This window comes from Streptomyces sp. NPDC021212 (assembly GCF_044332925.1).
Taxonomy (GTDB): Bacteria; Actinomycetota; Actinomycetes; order Streptomycetales; family Streptomycetaceae; genus Streptomyces.
This window is the reverse complement of record NZ_JBIRPZ010000004.1, coordinates 12,859-29,152: the sequence shown is the minus strand read 5'-3', so window position 1 is coordinate 29,152 and position 16,294 is coordinate 12,859. Positions and strand designations below refer to the sequence as shown.

General features: G+C 72.1%; 10 protein-coding genes and 1 tRNA gene. All 11 read left to right on the top strand.

From position 1 onward, the window contains the following. Positions 1-16: 16 nt before the first annotated feature. The 11 genes from bldG to ACH4SI_RS11460 all read left to right on the top strand — a co-directional run bounded on the left by bldG (position 17) and on the right by ACH4SI_RS11460 (position 16,265). Positions 17-358 carry an anti-sigma factor antagonist BldG gene (bldG, locus tag ACH4SI_RS11510; protein ID WP_009716787.1) on the top strand — a complete coding sequence of 114 codons (342 nt, stop codon included), beginning with the start codon at positions 17-19 and terminating at the stop codon, positions 356-358. 89 nt (positions 359-447) lie between these two features. Then, positions 448-888, top strand: a complete 441-nt coding sequence (locus ACH4SI_RS11505; protein ID WP_398295304.1) for an ATP-binding protein — start codon at positions 448-450, stop codon at positions 886-888. A gap of 408 nt (positions 889-1,296) precedes the next feature. Further along, positions 1,297-3,744: a sodium-translocating pyrophosphatase gene (locus ACH4SI_RS11500; protein ID WP_398295301.1), complete on the top strand. Its 2,448-nt coding sequence runs from the start codon at positions 1,297-1,299 to the stop codon at positions 3,742-3,744. Between the two features lie 249 nt (positions 3,745-3,993). Then, complete coding sequence (locus ACH4SI_RS11495) at positions 3,994-4,560, top strand: small secreted protein (RefSeq protein WP_398295299.1); 567 nt, start codon at positions 3,994-3,996, stop codon at positions 4,558-4,560. Positions 4,561-4,720: 160 nt separating this feature from the next. Further along, positions 4,721-6,283 (top strand): methyltransferase, encoded by a 1,563-nt coding sequence (locus tag ACH4SI_RS11490; RefSeq protein ID WP_398295297.1) that lies wholly within the window; start codon positions 4,721-4,723, stop codon positions 6,281-6,283. Between the two features lie 247 nt (positions 6,284-6,530). Next, positions 6,531-6,728 (top strand): hypothetical protein, encoded by a 198-nt coding sequence (locus ACH4SI_RS11485; protein WP_398295295.1) that lies wholly within the window; start codon positions 6,531-6,533, stop codon positions 6,726-6,728. 209 nt (positions 6,729-6,937) lie between these two features. Next, entirely contained in the window at positions 6,938-9,853 is a 2,916-nt protein-coding gene (gene topA, locus ACH4SI_RS11480; RefSeq protein ID WP_398295293.1) for a type I DNA topoisomerase, read from the top strand. A gap of 92 nt (positions 9,854-9,945) precedes the next feature. Next, on the top strand, positions 9,946-13,068 hold the full coding sequence (gene tmk, locus ACH4SI_RS11475; RefSeq protein WP_398295290.1) for a dTMP kinase: 3,123 nt from the start codon (positions 9,946-9,948) through the stop codon (positions 13,066-13,068). A gap of 69 nt (positions 13,069-13,137) precedes the next feature. Then, positions 13,138-14,358, top strand: coding sequence for a DNA polymerase III subunit delta' (locus ACH4SI_RS11470; protein WP_398295288.1), 1,221 nt, complete (start codon positions 13,138-13,140; stop codon positions 14,356-14,358). Positions 14,359-14,552: 194 nt separating this feature from the next. Further along, on the top strand, positions 14,553-16,097 hold the full coding sequence (locus tag ACH4SI_RS11465) for an alpha/beta hydrolase (RefSeq protein ID WP_398295286.1): 1,545 nt from the start codon (positions 14,553-14,555) through the stop codon (positions 16,095-16,097). 94 nt (positions 16,098-16,191) lie between these two features. After that, positions 16,192-16,265, top strand: a tRNA-Thr gene (locus ACH4SI_RS11460). Positions 16,266-16,294 lie beyond the last annotated feature (29 nt).

Genomic DNA, 16,294 nt, shown 5'->3' with positions numbered 1-16,294 from the left:
AGGTGCTGGAGGATCCGTGGACCTGTCCCTGTCGACTCGGACCGTTGGCGACCGCACGGTCGTCGAGGTCGGTGGCGAGATTGATGTATATACCGCGCCCAAGCTGCGCGAGCAGCTGGTCGAGCTTGTCAACGACGGTAGCTACCACCTGGTCGTCGACATGGAGGGCGTCGACTTTCTCGACTCCACCGGGCTCGGCGTGCTCGTCGGCGGGCTCAAGCGCGTACGTGCCCATGAGGGCTCACTGCGTCTGGTGTGCAACCAGGAGCGCATTCTCAAGATCTTCCGTATCACCGGCCTGACCAAGGTGTTCCCCATCCACACCTCGGTCGAGGACGCTGTCGCGGCGACTGACTGACCAGTCACCGCGGGAAGACCACCAAGGGGGTTCCGGGCGATTTCGCCCGGCCCCCCGATCTGCACGCCCATACGCCCGAGGGGGATGGCATGGCCACCGTCGAACTCCGCTTCAGCGCGCTTCCCGAGCACGTCAGGACCGCCCGGCTGGTCGCGGCTGCCGTGGCGCGCCGGGCGGGGGTGGACGAGGCCGTGCTCGACGAGGTGCGGCTCGCTGTCGGCGAGGCCTGCACCCGTGCGGTGGGGCTCCACCTGAGCAACGGGGTGGACGCCCCGGTGCGGGTGGCGCTCACCGAGGAGGAGAAGAAGTTCTCCATCGAGGTCGGCGATGAGTCCCCGACCTCGGCGGGGCACACCCCCGGCGCCCACCCGGATGTGGACGACGACGGCACGGCCGAGGCCGAGAGCGAGGACGAGATGGGCCTCGCGGTCATCAGCGGGCTCGTCGACGACGTCGAGGTGACGACGAGCGAGACCGGCGGTGTGATCCGCATGAGCTGGCCGGCCTCGCCCCAGCCCCTCGTGCCGTAACGATCCTCCGCCATTCCGCTCCATCCGCTGTGACCTCCGGGCCGGCCGTCTCCATGACGGTCGGCCCGGTCGTCGTTCGGGACGCGTTCTGGGCGCGTTCGGGACGCGTTCAGGACTTCCGGAAAACACCTCTGAACAGCACTTTTCATAGTGCACTGAGATCGTTTATGGAGATCATTCCACCCCCGTCAGTGAATTGTTGACCTTCCTCCTTCCGGAGGAATTCCCGGGGCTCAAACCTATTGATCTTCGCTGGTGCAGGCGGATTCCTATTCCGGCGCCCTGTTTTGATCGTGTGACGCTACCTACAATCCGTCCACATCTTGAGCTCAGGACGCCTGAGCGTGGCGGCTCTTCTGCGGTCGCAGAACTGCTGCGCGCCCATGTGCCAAACGTCAAGGAGGACGAATGGCGGGGCCTCTCACCCCTCATCAGCTGGATCTCACCACGCCCCTGGCCGCCGCGGAACTGACCGACGACAACCGGGTGATCGTGATGGTGATCGCCGCGGTCGCGATCGCGGCGCTCGCGGTCGCCGTGGTGCTGGTACGACAAGTGCTCGCGGCCGGCGAGGGCACGGACAGTATGAAGAAGATCGCCGAGGCCGTTCAGGAAGGCGCGAATGCGTATCTGGCCCGGCAGCTGCGCACCCTCGGCGGATTCGCCGCAGTCGTGTTCTTCCTGCTCATGTTGTTGCCGGCGGATGACTGGCTGCAGCGCATCGGGCGGTCGGCGTTCTTTCTGATCGGCGCGGGATTCTCGGCGGCCACCGGCTATATCGGCATGTGGCTCGCGGTGCGCAGCAATGTGCGCGTCGCCGCCGCGGCCCGGGAAGCGACCCCCGAGGCCCCCGCCACTCCGGTCAACGGGGATTCCGCCCCGTCCGCTCCCGGGGCTCCCGGCAAGCCGGCCGTGGATCTGACGGCGGTCTCGCACAAGGCAATGAAGATCGCTTTCCGTACGGGCGGCGTGGTCGGCATGTTCACCGTGGGTCTCGGCCTGCTGGGCGCCTCCTGCGTGGTGCTCGTGTACGCGGCCGACGCGCCCAAGGTGCTCGAGGGCTTCGGCCTCGGTGCCGCGCTGATCGCGATGTTCATGAGGGTCGGCGGCGGCATCTTCACCAAGGCCGCCGACGTCGGTGCCGACCTGGTCGGCAAGGTCGAGCAGGGCATCCCCGAGGACGACCCGCGCAACGCCGCGACCATCGCGGACAACGTGGGCGACAATGTCGGCGACTGCGCGGGTATGGCCGCCGACCTGTTCGAGTCGTATGCCGTGACCCTGGTCGCCGCGCTGATCCTCGGCAAGGCGGCCTTCGGCGACGCGGGCCTCGCCTTCCCCCTGCTCGTCCCGGCCATCGGTGTGATCACCGCCATGATCGGGATCTTCGCCGTGGCCCCGCGCCGCGCGGACCGCAGCGGTATGACGGCCATCAACCGCGGCTTCTTCATCTCCGCGCTCATCTCGATGGCCCTGGTGGCGGCCGCGGTCTTCACCTATCTGCCGTCCACCTACGCCGACCTCGACGGGGTCACCAATCGCGAGATCCTCGGCCACAGCGGTGATCCGCGCGTGCTCGCGCTGGTCGCCGTCGCCATCGGCATCGTGCTCGCCGCGCTCATCCAGCAGCTCACGGGCTACTTCACCGAGACCAGCCGGCGTCCCGTGCGGGACATCGGCAAGACCTCGCTGACCGGCCCGGCCACCGTGGTGCTCTCCGGCATCTCGGTGGGGCTGGAGTCCGCCGTCTACTCGGCGGTGCTGATCGGGCTCAGCGTCTACGGCGCGTTCCTGCTCGGCGGCAGTTCGATCATGCTGGCGCTGTTCGCGGTCGCGCTCGCCGGGACCGGTCTGCTCACCACCGTCGGCGTCATCGTCGCGATGGACACCTTCGGCCCGGTCTCCGACAACGCGCAGGGCATCGCCGAGATGTCCGGTGACGTCGAGGGCGCGGGTGCCCAGGTGCTCACCGACCTGGACGCGGTCGGCAACACCACCAAGGCGATCACCAAGGGCATCGCCATCGCGACGGCGGTGCTCGCCGCGGCGGCGCTCTTCGGCTCGTACCGCGACGCCATCGCGGAGGCCGTTTCCGACGTGAACACCTCCGTGGCCGGGCAGATGAACCTCAGCCTGGACATCTCGCAGCCCAACAACCTGGTCGGTCTCGTTCTCGGCGCCGCCGTCGTCTTCCTCTTCTCGGGGCTGGCGATCAACGCGGTGTCGCGGTCGGCCGGAGCGGTGGTCTTCGAGGTGCGGCGGCAGTTCCGGGAGAAGCCCGGGATCATGAACTACAGCGAGAAGCCCGAGTACGGGCGCGTCGTCGACATCTGCACCAAGGACGCGCTGCGCGAGCTGGCCACCCCCGGTCTGCTGGCGGTCCTGGCGCCGATCGCCGTCGGCTTCGTCTTCGGGGTCGGCGCGCTCGGCTCGTTCCTGGCCGGGGCGATCGGCACCGGCACCCTGATGGCGGTCTTCCTCGCGAACTCCGGGGGCGCCTGGGACAACGCGAAGAAGCTGGTGGAGGACGGGCACCACGGCGGCAAGGGCAGCGAGGCCCATGCCGCGACGGTGATCGGCGACACGGTCGGCGACCCGTTCAAGGACACCGCCGGTCCCGCGATCAACCCGCTGCTGAAGGTCATGAACCTGGTGGCGCTGCTGATCGCCCCGGCGGTCGTGAAGTTCAGTTACGGCGACGACGCGAGCCCCGGGCTCCGAGCGGGGATCGCCGCAGTGGCCGTCGCGATCATCGTCGGGGCCGTCTACGTCTCCAAGCGGCGTGGAATCGCCGTAGGTGACGAAGGCAACTCCGAACGCGTCGCGAAGTCGGCCGACGCGGCGGTGGTGTCCTGACCCGGGAGCGGTCACGGGGCCGTGTGAGCCCCCGGCGGCGTGCGGGCGGACGGTGTGCGACGGCATGCCGTCCGCCCGCAGCCGTGCCCGCCCCTCCGCCCGTTGGCCCGGCGGGCGCGATGAGGCGGATGGCACACCGAGCTTGGTTCAAATGGCTCCAAAGATATCCATATAGGATGCTCGGCAGGCGGGCCGAGCGGCTCGGACGTGTATGTTCCGGGGCCGAGAGCCATGGAAGGGACCAATCCGGTGAACAAGAAGCTTGTGGCACTGTCCGGCGGTGCGGCACTCGTACTGGCGCTGAGCGGCTGCGGCGGCGGCGATGACGGGGAGAAGAAGGCCAACGACTGGGCCAAATCGGTCTGTGACGAGGTGCAGCCGCAACTCAAGAAGATCCAGGGCGCCAACGCTTCCATTCGGTCGGCGTCCGAGGAGCAGGACACCAAGAAGCTCCAGCAGACGGACTCCCAGGCGTTCCAGCAGATCTCCGAGTCCTACGCGGCGCTCGCCAGGGCGGTGCAGAAGGCCGGCCCCCCGCCGGTCGACAACGGCAAGCAGACCCAGAAGCAGGCCGTGAAGGAGCTGAAGGCCACCTCCGGGGCGTACAAGGACCTGCAGACGACCGTCGACAAGCTCGAGACCTCGGACAAGTCCAAGTTCGCCGAAGGCCTCAACGGCGTCGCCGGCGAGCTCAAGAAGCTCAGCACGTCGGGTGACAAGGCCCTGCAGCAGCTCCAGGCGGGCGAGGTCGGCACCGCGATGTCGAAGCAGCCCGGCTGCCAGAAGCCGAAGACCGGCGCCACCAGCGCCACGTAAGGCGCGAAGGGCCCACGTAGGGCGCGTGGACCCGGCTGCACGCCCCTGTTGTCGCTGTTGTCGAGTGGGCGTCGAGTGGTCGAGTTATCCACAGGGTGGCTTGTCCCCAGGCCGCCGCCCGTCGTCGCCGACGGTCGGCGGTTGCCCCGACAATGGGGGCGTGAGTACGCACCAGCCCACCTCCCGCCTCCCGATTCCCGACCCCGAGCGCACCGCCCGCCTGCGTGAAGCGCTGCTGGCCGCCTCCTTCACCGCTGACGGCCTGCTGGATCTGCTCGGCGCGCCCGCCTACGCCGCCTTGGCCCGCGGCGAGACCGTCCCCGCGCTGCGCGCCGCCCGGGGCGGCAGCCCGCTGGAGATCCTGGTGCGGCTCTTTCTGCTGCAGCGCCCGGTGCCCCACGAACGGGCCGCCGAGGCCCTGCCGGTGGCGGACTGCCTCACCGACGGCTGGCTGGTGCGGGACGGCTCCGAGGTGCGCGCGAGCGTGGATGTGCGCCCCTACGGTGGCCCCGAGGGCCAGGACTGGTGGATCGTCTCCGACCTCGGCTGCGCGGTCGGCGGCGCCGGAGGCATCGGCGGGCCCGGCGGCACCCACGGGGCGGCGGACCGCTCGCGGCTCGTCCTCGGGGTCGGCGGCGCGTCCACCACGCTGGCCGGCCTCACCATCCGTACGCCAGTCAAGCGCGCTCTCGACCTCGGCACCGGCTCCGGCATCCAGGCGCTGCACGCGAGCCGCCACGCCGCCCACGTCACCGCCACCGACCCCAATCCGCGCGCCCTCGACATGGCCCGGCTCACCCTCGCCCTGTCCGGGGCGCCGGAGCCGGATCTGCGCGAGGGGTCGCTCTTCGAGCCGGTCGGCGGCGAGACGTACGACCTGATCGTGTCGAACCCGCCGTTCGTGATCTCGCCGCGCTCCGCGGAGGGCGACCGGCTGGTCTACCGCGACGGCGGCATGGCCGGGGACGATCTGTGCCGCACCCTCGTCCAGCAGTCGGCCGCACATCTCGGCGACGGCGGCTGGTGCCAGCTGCTCGCCAACTGGCAGCACATCCGGGGCGAGGACTGGCACGAGCGGCTGGCCTCCTGGGTGCCGCCGGGCTGCGACGCCTGGATCGTGCAGCGCGAGGTGCAGGACGTCGCGCAGTACGCCGAGCTGTGGCTGCGTGACGCGGGCGAGCACCTGGCCGGGCCCGAGGCGTACGCGGCGCGCTACGACGCCTGGCTGGACGAGTTCGAGGCGCGCGGGACCACGGCCGTCGGATTCGGCTGGATCACGCTGCGCAAGTCCGGTGCCGACCGGCCGTCGGTGACGGTGGAGGAGTGGCCGCATCCGGTCGAGCAGCCCTTGGGCGAGGCCGTGGCGGCCCACTTCGACCGGCAGGACTTCCTGCGTGCGCACGATGACGCGGCGCTGCTGACGGCCCGCTTCCGGCTCGCCGACGAGGTCGTCCAGGAGCAGGTCGGGCTGCCCGGCATGGAGGACCCCGAGCATGTGGTGCTCCGGCAGAACCGGGGCATGCGGCGCGCGACCAAGGTCGACACGGTGAGCGCGGGGTTCGCGGGGGTGTGCGACGGCACGCTGAGCGCCGGCCGGATCCTGGACGCCATCGCCCAGCTGCTCGGGGAGGACCCGGTGGTGCTGCGCGACCGCACCCCGCAGTCCATCCGGCTCCTGGTCGAGCAGGGCTTTCTGCAGCCCGTGGCAGACGAGGTGCCGTGAGCCCTGCCCGGCACGGCGTGCCCCCGTAGCCGTGGACCCGTAGCCGTGGACCCGGTCCGGCGGATCTTCGCGGGGTCGCCACGACACGGTGCGCGCCGGGCGTGCGCCGGGGGCGCGGCCGCGCGCCCCCTTGCCCCCGCATGGCGGGAAGACGCCGCCGGAGACGTGAACGCGGCCGGAAAGGGCGGCCGCGCACCGTTCACCCGGGGTTCGCGCGTACGCCTCCGGCGCGTGTCACGCTCCGGGCATGGAGAGCGGACCTGCGATCTTCGCCGGAACGGCATTCGTGTTGTTCGGTGCGGCCCTGCTGCTGTGGACAGCGGGGCGGCTGCGGCTGCGTGCGCCGGTCGTCGACGGTGTGAGTCCCGTCGCTTCCGCGACCCTCTCCCTTCTCTTCGCCGTCGCCTCTCTGGGCGGCGGGATCTGGTGCTTCGGTTACGCCTGACAGGGCGCCTTCCGCGAGGCTTGTGCCGGTCCGGGCGGCAGACAGGACGCTTGTCGGGTTACCGTTCGAGTGGCGTTGCGGGCTTTTTCCGTTTGACACGGGGGCGGGATGTACCGTCACACTCCGCAGCGTCACCGTAGAGGGCCGTGTACGCGTTACCCGCGCTGCAGCGTCCGTTCACCGAGCGTCGACCGGAGAGAAGAGCGAAGTTGTCCCCGACCACCAGCGAGACCGCACAGGGCGGCCGCCGACTCGTCATCGTCGAGTCGCCTGCCAAGGCGAAGACGATCAAGGGCTACCTGGGCCCGGGCTACGTGGTCGAGGCGAGCGTCGGGCACATCCGGGACCTGCCGAACGGTGCGGCAGAGGTTCCCGACAAGTACACCGGTGAGGTCCGCCGGCTCGGCGTGGACGTCGAGCGGGACTTCCAGCCCATCTACGTGGTGAACGCGGACAAGAAGAGCCAGGTCAAGAAGCTCAAGGAGCTGCTGGCCGAGTCCGACGAACTCTTCCTCGCCACCGATGAGGACCGGGAGGGCGAGGCCATCGCCTGGCACCTCCAGGAGGTCCTCAAGCCCAAGGTGCCGGTCCGCCGGATGGTCTTCCACGAGATCACCAAGGACGCGATCCGCGAGGCCGTCGCCAATCCGCGCGAGCTGAACAAGCGCCTGGTCGACGCCCAGGAGACCCGCCGCATCCTGGACCGCCTCTACGGCTACGAGGTCTCGCCGGTCCTGTGGAAGAAGGTCATGCGGGGCCTGTCCGCGGGCCGTGTCCAGTCGGTGGCCACCCGTCTCGTCGTCGAGCGCGAGCGCGAGCGCATCGCCTTCCGCTCCGCCGAGTACTGGGACCTGACCGGCACCTTCTCCACCGGCCGGGCCGGTGACGCCAGCGACCCGGGCACCTTCGGCGCCCGGCTGTCCGCCGTCGACGGCCGCCGGGTTGCCCAGGGCCGTGACTTCACGTCGCTCGGGCTGCTCAAGGACGGCGCGAACGTCCTGCACCTGAACGAGGCGGACGCCCGCGCCCTGGCCGCCGGCCTCGCCGACACCGCCTTCACGGTGCGGTCCGTCGAGTCCAAGCCGTACCGCCGCTCGCCGTACGCCCCGTTCCGTACGACGACGCTGCAGCAGGAGGCCAGCCGCAAGCTCGGCTTCGGTGCCAAGGCCACCATGCAGGTCGCGCAGAAGCTGTACGAGAACGGCTACATCACCTATATGCGCACCGACTCCACCATCCTCTCCGACACGGCGGTGGCGGCGGCCCGGGCGCAGGTCACGCAGCTGTACGGCGCCGACTACCTGCCGGACAAGCCGCGCTCGTACGCCGGCAAGGTGAAGAACGCGCAGGAGGCGCACGAGGCCATCCGTCCCTCGGGCGACCGTTTCCGCACCCCGGCGGAGACCGGGCTCACCGGCGACCAGTTCCGGCTCTACGAGCTGATCTGGAAGCGGACCGTCGCTTCCCAGATGAAGGACGCGGTCGGCAACTCCGTCACCGTCAAGATCGGCGGCCGGGCGAGCGACGGCCGGGACGCGGAATTCTCCGCCTCCGGCAAGACGATCACCTTCCACGGCTTCATGAAGGCCTACGTGGAGGGCGCCGACGACCCGAACGCCGAGCTGGACGACCGCGAGCGCCGTCTGCCGCAGGTCGCCGAGGGCGACGGGCTCGGCGCGGAGGAGATCACCGCCGACGGTCACGCCACCAAGCCCCCGGCCCGCTACACCGAGGCGTCGCTGGTCAAGGAGCTGGAAGAGCGCGAGATCGGCCGCCCGTCCACGTACGCCACGATCCTCGGCACCATCCTCGACCGCGGCTATGTGTTCAAGAAGGGCACCGCGCTGGTGCCGTCCTTCCTGAGCTTCGCCGTGGTCAACCTGCTGGAGAAGCACTTCGGCCGACTGGTCGACTACGACTTCACCGCGAAGATGGAGGACGACCTCGACCGCATCGCGCGCGGTGAGGCCCAGGCCGTGCCGTGGCTCAAGCGGTTCTACTTCGGCGAGAGCGTGAACGGCGCCGACGGCGGTGACGCGGTCGCCGCGGCCGAGGCCGGAAACGGCGACGGCGATCACCTCGGCGGCCTGAAGGAGCTGGTCACCGACCTGGGCGCGATCGACGCCCGGGAGATCTCGTCCTTCCCCGTGGGCGACGGGATCATGCTGCGCGTCGGCCGCTACGGCCCGTACGTCGAGCGTCCCGCCAAGACCGAGGGCGAGACCGGCCACCGCGCCGACGTCCCCGACGACCTGCCGCCGGACGAGCTGACCGTGGCGTTCGCGGAGGAGCTGCTCGCCAAGCCGAGCGGCGACTTCGAGCTGGGCACCGACCCGGAGACCGGGCGCCCGATCGTCGCCAAGGACGGCCGCTACGGTCCGTACGTCACCGAGGTGCTGCCCGACGACACCCCGAAGACCGGCAAGAACGCGGTCAAGCCGCGCACCGCCTCGCTCTTCAAGTCGATGTCCCTGGACACGGTGACCCTCGCGGACGCGCTCAAGCTGATGTCGCTGCCGCGCGTCGTCGGCACCGACCCCGAGGGCATCGAGATCACCGCGCAGAACGGCCGCTACGGCCCGTATCTGAAGAAGGGCACCGACTCGCGCTCGCTGGAGCGCGAGGAGCAGCTCTTCACGATCACGGTCGACGAGGCGCTGGCGATCTACGCGCAGCCCAAGCAGCGCGGCCGGGCCGCGGCCAAGCCGCCGCTGAAGGAGCTGGGCACCGACCCGGTCAGCGAGAAGCCCGTCGTGGTCAAGGACGGCCGCTTCGGTCCGTACGTCACGGACGGCGAGACCAACGCGACGCTGCGCCGGGACGACGACGTCGAGACGATCACGGCCGAGCGCGGCTACGAGCTGCTGGCGGAGAAGCGCGCCAAGGGCCCGGCCAAGAAGACCGCGAAGAAGGCGGCCGCCAAGAAGACCGCGGCGAAGAAGGCCCCGGCCAAGAAGACCGCCGCCAAGAAGACCGCCGCCAAGAAGACGGCCGCCAAGACGACCGCGGCGAAGAAGACGACGACCGCGGCGAAGAAGACCACGGCCAAGAAGACGGCCGCGAAGAAGACCACCACGGCCAAGAAGGCCGCGGCGGCCAAGAAGACGGCGGCCACGGCGGAGTAACCGCCCGGCTCGCCCGCACGTCATCCGCGTGCCCCCGTCCGTTTGTTCGGCCGGGGGGACGTGGATTCACGTGATCCGGATAGGCTTGCGGGATGACGCGAGAGCAGCTTTCGGACGTGACCCCCACTTCCGGCGCCCTTGCCGCGGACTCCCGCGAGCGTGCCGTCCGAGCCCTCCTGCGCTATCCGCCGCTACGACGGCTCTGGAGCGCCCAACTCGTCGGCGGCACCGCGGACGCGCTGGCCGTGCTGGTGCTCGTACTGCTGTCGCTGCAGGCCGCGGTGTCAGCGGGCTCCTTCGGCGGGGGCTACAGAGGGGCGGCGCTGGCGGTCGCCGCCGTTCTGGGCATGCGGCTCCTCGCGACCCTGCTGTTCGGGGCGGTGCTCCTCGGCCCGCTCTCCGCGCTCATCGGCCCGTCCGGCCCGCTGGACCGCCGCTGGACCATGATCGGCGCGGACGGGCTGCGGCTCGTCCTGCTGCTCATCGCGCCGCTGTGGATCGACTGGGCACCGGACGACGCCGTCGCGTGGCTGCTCATCACCACCTTCGTCGTGGGCGTCACCGAGCGTTTCTGGACCATCGCCAAGGACGACGCGGCCCCCGCGCTGCTCCCCGCGCCGCCCGTCGAGGGCGCCGCCGTGCGCCCGCTGCCGGACCACATGGACGCGCTGCGCCGGCTCTCGCTGCGGACGAACTTCCTCAGCCTGCCGCTGGCCGCCGCCGGGCTCCTCGTCGTCATGCTCATCGGCAGGCTGCTGGGGACGGGCGTCAGCTGGTTCCACGCCCATCAGGCGGCGCTCGGCAGTTACGTCGGCGCCGGGCTGTTCGCCGCGTCCATCTCGGTCCTCTACTTCGTGGAGCTGCCCGGCGCGCAGACCCCCCGTACGCGCTCCCCGCTCGAAGGGCTGCGCCGTCCGCGCGCCCTCTCCGGTACCGGTGCCGACAAGGGCCGTACCGGCGCCGTACCGCTGCTGATCCTCGCCTGCGCCGGAGTGGCCGCCGCCGTCGCCGCCGCCGTCGGCGTCGCCGCGCTGCAGGCCGTCGACCTCGGCGGCGGCCCGGTCGGCTTCTCGCTGCTGGTGCTCGTGCTCAGTGGCGGACCGGCGGTCGGCATCCGCTGGGCGCCCAAGGTCCTCCCGGGGCTCTCACGGCGTCGGCTGCTCGCCCTGTCGGTCGCGCTGACCGGTCTCGCGCTGCTCGCGGCGGGCCTGGTGCACGACGCGACGACCGTCCTGATGATCGCGCTGCTCGCCGGTCTGTCGGCCGGAGTCGCGGCGAACACCGGCCACTCTCTCCTGGACCAGGAGCTGGAGGAGTCCCGCCGGCCCCGGATGACCGAGCACCTGCAGGCCGTCGTCCGCGTCTCCGTCGGCCTCGGCGCCGTCGCCGCCCCGCTGCTCGCCGCAGTGATCGGGCCGCACCGGCTCGGCAGCGGCGACTTCGTGTTCGCCCACGGCGGCGCGGCCTTCACGCTCATGCTCGTCGGCGCGCTGCTGCTGCCCATCGCCGCGCTGGTCCTCGGCCGCACCGACGACCGGCAGGGTGTCCCGCTGCGGCAGGATCTCCGCGAGGCGTTGCTGCGCGGCGGGGGCGCGGAGGAGGCCCCGGCCGCGACAGGCTTCTTCATCGCCGTCGAGGGCGGTGACGGCGCGGGCAAGTCCACGCAGGTCGAAGCGCTGGCCGAATGGGTCAGGGCCAAGGGCCACGAGGTGGTGGTGACCCGCGAGCCGGGCGCGACCGCCATCGGCAAGCGGCTGCGCTCGATCCTGCTCGACGTCTCGTCCGCGGGGATCTCGCACCGCGCGGAGGCGCTGCTGTACGCGGCGGACCGCGCCGAGCACGTCGACTCGGTGGTCCGTCCGGCCCTGGAGCGCGGCGCGGTCGTCATCTCCGACCGTTACATCGACTCGTCCGTCGCCTACCAGGGCGCGGGCCGCGACCTCGCCGCGACCGAGATCGCCCGCATCTCCCGCTGGGCGACGAACGGCCTGGTGCCGCATCTGACGGTGCTGCTCGACGTTTCCCCGGAGACCGCGCGCGAACGCTTCACCGAGGCCCCCGACCGGCTGGAGTCCGAACCCGCCGAGTTCCACCAGCGGGTGCGCTCCGGGTTCCTCGCCCTCGCCGCCGCCGACCCGGCCCGCTACCTCGTCGTGGACGCCGGACAGCTGCCGGAGGCGGTCACCTCCGTCGTACGCCACCGCCTGGACCAGATGCTGCCGCTGTCGGAGGCGGAGCTGACGGCCCAGGAGGAGGCACGGAAGGCGGCGGAGGAAGAGGCGCGCCGCAAGGCCGAGGAGGAGGCCGCCCGCAAGGCGGAGGAGGAGCGGCTGGAGCGCGAGCGCCAGGAGGCGCTGGCCAAGGCGCGTGCCGAGGAGGAGGAGCGCAAGCGCCGCGAGCTGGAGGAGGCGCGGCAGCGCGAGGCCGAGCGGCAGGCGGAGGAGGCCCGTAAGCGGGCCGAGGACGCGCGCCGACGGGCCGAGGAGGACCGCAAGCGCATCGAGGCCGAGGACCGCGCCCGCGCCGCCGAGCAGGAGCGGCTCCGCCGCAAGGCGGAGGCGCAGGCCCTGGAGCGGGCCGAGGCGGCGGCGCGCCGCCAGGAGGAGCAGCGCAAGGCGGAGGAGGCGCTGCTGCGGGCGGAGCAGGCGCGGCTGGCGGCCGACGCTCCGACCGTGGAGACCGAGATTCCGACGCCGCCCGACGGGACGCCCGATGCGCCGTCGGATACGGCGGCCGGGACGGCTGGGACGGCATCCGACGCGGACGCCGACGAGACCGCCGTCCTTCCGCGGGTGCCGCCGGGGCGCCCCCGGCAGGATCCGGACGCCGAGGAGACCACGCTCCTTCCCCGGCCGCAGGCGCCGGAGCAGTCCGCTCCGGGGTCCTCCGCGACCGATGAGACGGCTGTCCTGCCGCCCGTACGGGACGACCGGCCCGCAGGCGAGGAGCGGCCCGCCGATCCGGCCGACCGGGTTCCGCCGTGGATGTTCCGCGAGGAGGAGCAGGGGCAGGCGCAGGGGGACGACCGTACGCGCGAGCTGCCGCAGTTCGACCAGGCCCAGGGCCACGACCAGGGCCAGGACCAGCCGCGCCGTCGGCGTCCGCGCCCGGACTGGGCGGAGGAGACCCCGCTGGACGACCTCCCGACGCTCGCCGACGAACTCCTCGGCGACCGCGACCGTGACGACGAGGGCGGCGGCGGCCGCCGCCGCTGACCGCCTGGCGGCGTTGTCGGTGGGGTGCCCCACAATGGGACGCGTTGGGCAGATAAGGCGGAGGCAGCCATGGCGGTATGGGACGACCTGGTCGGACAGGACCGAGTAGCGGCCCAGCTGACCGCTGCCGCGCGCGACGCGGACGCGCTGGTCACGGCCGGTGCGTCGGCCGAGCCCGACTCCGAGCCCATGGCGTCGTCCAAGATGACCCACGCCTGGCTGTTCACCGGACCGCCCGGTTCCGGCCGGGCCACGGCCGCCCGCGCCTTCGCCGCCGCGCTGCAGTGCGTGAGCCCCGACCGGGCGCTCGGCGGCGTCCCCGGCTGCGGCTTCTGCGACGGCTGCCACACCGCCCTGGTCGGTACGCACGCCGATGTGGAGGTGGTGCGTACGGACATGCTCACCATCGGCGTCAAGGAGACCCGCGAGCTCGTCCGCCGCGCCCAGCTCTCCCCCGCGGGCGGGCGGTGGCAGGTGATCGTCATGGAGGACGCCGACCGGCTCACCGAGGGCGCGGGCAACGTGCTGCTGAAGGCCGTCGAGGAGCCCGCGCCGCGCACCGTATGGCTGCTGTGCGCGCCCTCCCTGGAGGACGTGCTGCCCACCATCCGCTCCCGCTGCCGCCTCCTCACCCTCCGTACGCCCCCGGTGGACGCCGTCGCGGACATCCTCGTCCGCCGTGACGGCATCGACCCCGAGCTGGCCGCCTCCGCCGCCCGCGCCACCCAGGGGCACATCGGCCGCGCCCGGCGGCTGGCCACCGACGAGCGGGCCCGGACCCGCCGCAAGGCGGTGCTCAAGCTCCCGCTGCGCATCGACGACGTGGGGGGCTGCCTCAAGGGGGCGCAGGAGCTGGTCGACGCGGCGGCCGAGGACGCCAAGCAGGTCGCCGAGGAGGTCGACGCCAAGGAGACCGAGGAGCTGCGCGCCGCGCTCGGCGCCGCCGCCGGTACGGGCGGGCGGCTGCCGCGCGGCACGGCCGGGGCCATGAAGGAGCTCCAGGACCGCCAGAAGCGCCGCGCGACCCGCACCCAGCGCGACAGCCTCGACCTGGCCCTGACGGAGCTGACGGGCTTCTACAGGGACGTGCTGGCCCTCCAGCTCGGCTCCCAGGTCGCGCTCGCCAACACCGACGTGCGGGACGCCCTGGAGCGGGTGGCGTCGGGCTCGAAGCCGGAGCGGACGCTGCGCCGGATCGAGGCGGTCTCGGCCTGCCGCGAGGCGCTGGACCGCAATGTGGCGCCGCTGCTGGCGGTGGAGGCGATGACCATGGCGCTGCGCGCGGGTTGAGGCGCGCGGGTTGAGGCGCGCGGGTTGAGGCGCGCGGGCTGAGGCGCGCGGGTTGAGACGCGCCGACCCGCGGGCCGCTTCCTGACCCGTAGCCCGTACGAGTGAGCCCGTGGCCGCATGGAGCGTAGTCGGGCGGATACGCTCCGTGTCGTCGGCGGCTCCTCGCCGGCACCCGCGACCCGAGGGATCCGCCGATGGCCACCCGCCGTAGCAGCACGCTCACCACCATCGGCGTCACCGTCGCGGGCGCCGCCCTGCTGTTCTCCGGCTGCTCCGCCGGAGCCTCGGCGCCGCGCGCCGCGTCCCTGCCGAAGACCGTCCCCACCGCCCTCAGGCCGTACTACGAACAGACCCTGACCTGGCACAAGTGCCCCGGCGGCGCGGGCTTCGACTGCGCCACGCTGAAGGCCCCGCTCGACTACGCCAGGCCCGGCGCCGGCCGGGACCTGAAGCTGGAGGTCTCCCGTAAGAAGGCGACCCGCTCCGCGCGTCGCATCGGCTCGCTCCTGCTGAACCCCGGCGGCCCGGGCGGCTCCGCGATCGGCTATCTGCAGAGCTTCGCCGCGATCGGCTACCCGGCGCCGGTCCGCGCCCGGTACGACCTGGTCGCGATGGACCCGCGCGGCGTGGCCGGGAGCGAACCCGTCACCTGCCTGAACAACCGGCAGATGGACACCTTCACCCGGACCGACCAGACCCCCGACGACTCCGCCGAGACCCGTCGGCTCGTCGCCGCGTACAAGAAGTTCGCCCGCGGCTGCGCGGCCCGCTCCGGCCGCATCCTCGGCCACGTCTCGACCGTCGAGGCGGCGCGCGACATGGACCTGCTGCGCGCCGCCCTCGGCGACCGCAAACTCGCCTACGTCGGCGCCTCGTACGGCACCTTCCTCGGCGCCACCTACGCCGACCTCTACCCGGCCCGCGTCGGCCGCCTCGTCCTTGACGGCGCCCTCGACCCCACGCTGACCTCGCGGCGCATGAACCGCGACCAGACCGCCGGCTTCGAAACCGCCTTCACCGCCTTCGCCCGGGACTGTCTCCGCCGCTCCGGCTGCCCCCTCGGCACCGGCACCGTGGCGGGCGCCCGCAAGCGGCTCAGCGCCCTCTTCCGCCGCATCGACTCCCACCCGGTGTCCACCGGCGGCTCCCGCACGCTGACCGAATCCCTCGCCACCATCGGCGTGATCAGCGCGATGTACGACGAGGGCGCCTGGCCCCAACTGCGCACCGCCCTCCGCGCGGCGCAGCGCGGCGACGGCGAGGGCCTGCTGAACCTCGCCGACCTCTACTACGAGCGCGACACCGACGGCCGTTACGCCAACCTCATGTACGCCAACCCCGCCGTCAACTGCCTCGACCTCCCACCGGCCTTCCGCACCCCCGCCGACGTCCGGGCGTCCCTCCCCGCCTTCGAGAAGGCATCCCCCGTCTTCGGCAGGTCCCTGGCCTGGTCCGCCCTGAACTGCGGCTACTGGCCCGTCCCCCCGACCGGCCACCCCCGCCCCCTCCGGGCCAAGGGCGCCGCCCCCATCGTCGTCGTCGGCACCACCCGCGACCCCGCCACCCCGTACCGCTGGGCCCGCGCCCTCGCCTCCCAGCTCACCTCCGCCACCCTCCTCACCTACGACGGCGACGGCCACACCGCCTACGCCCGCGGCAGCCGCTGCGTCGACACCGCGATCAACACCTACCTCCTCACCGGCCGACCCCCCGCCCCCACCCACCGCCGCTGCACCTGACCCCCGCCCGCCGCCCCGGAACCCCGTACGGAGCACCCCCCGGGACTGTGTAGACTTGGCGAAGCTGCTGCTGCCGATCAGGCACCACCAGCACGCCGCCTTAGCTCAGTCGGCCAGAGCGACGCACTCGTAATGCGTAGGTCAAGGGTTCGATTCCCTTAGGCGGCTCAATCGAAAGCCCAGGTCACACTCCGTGT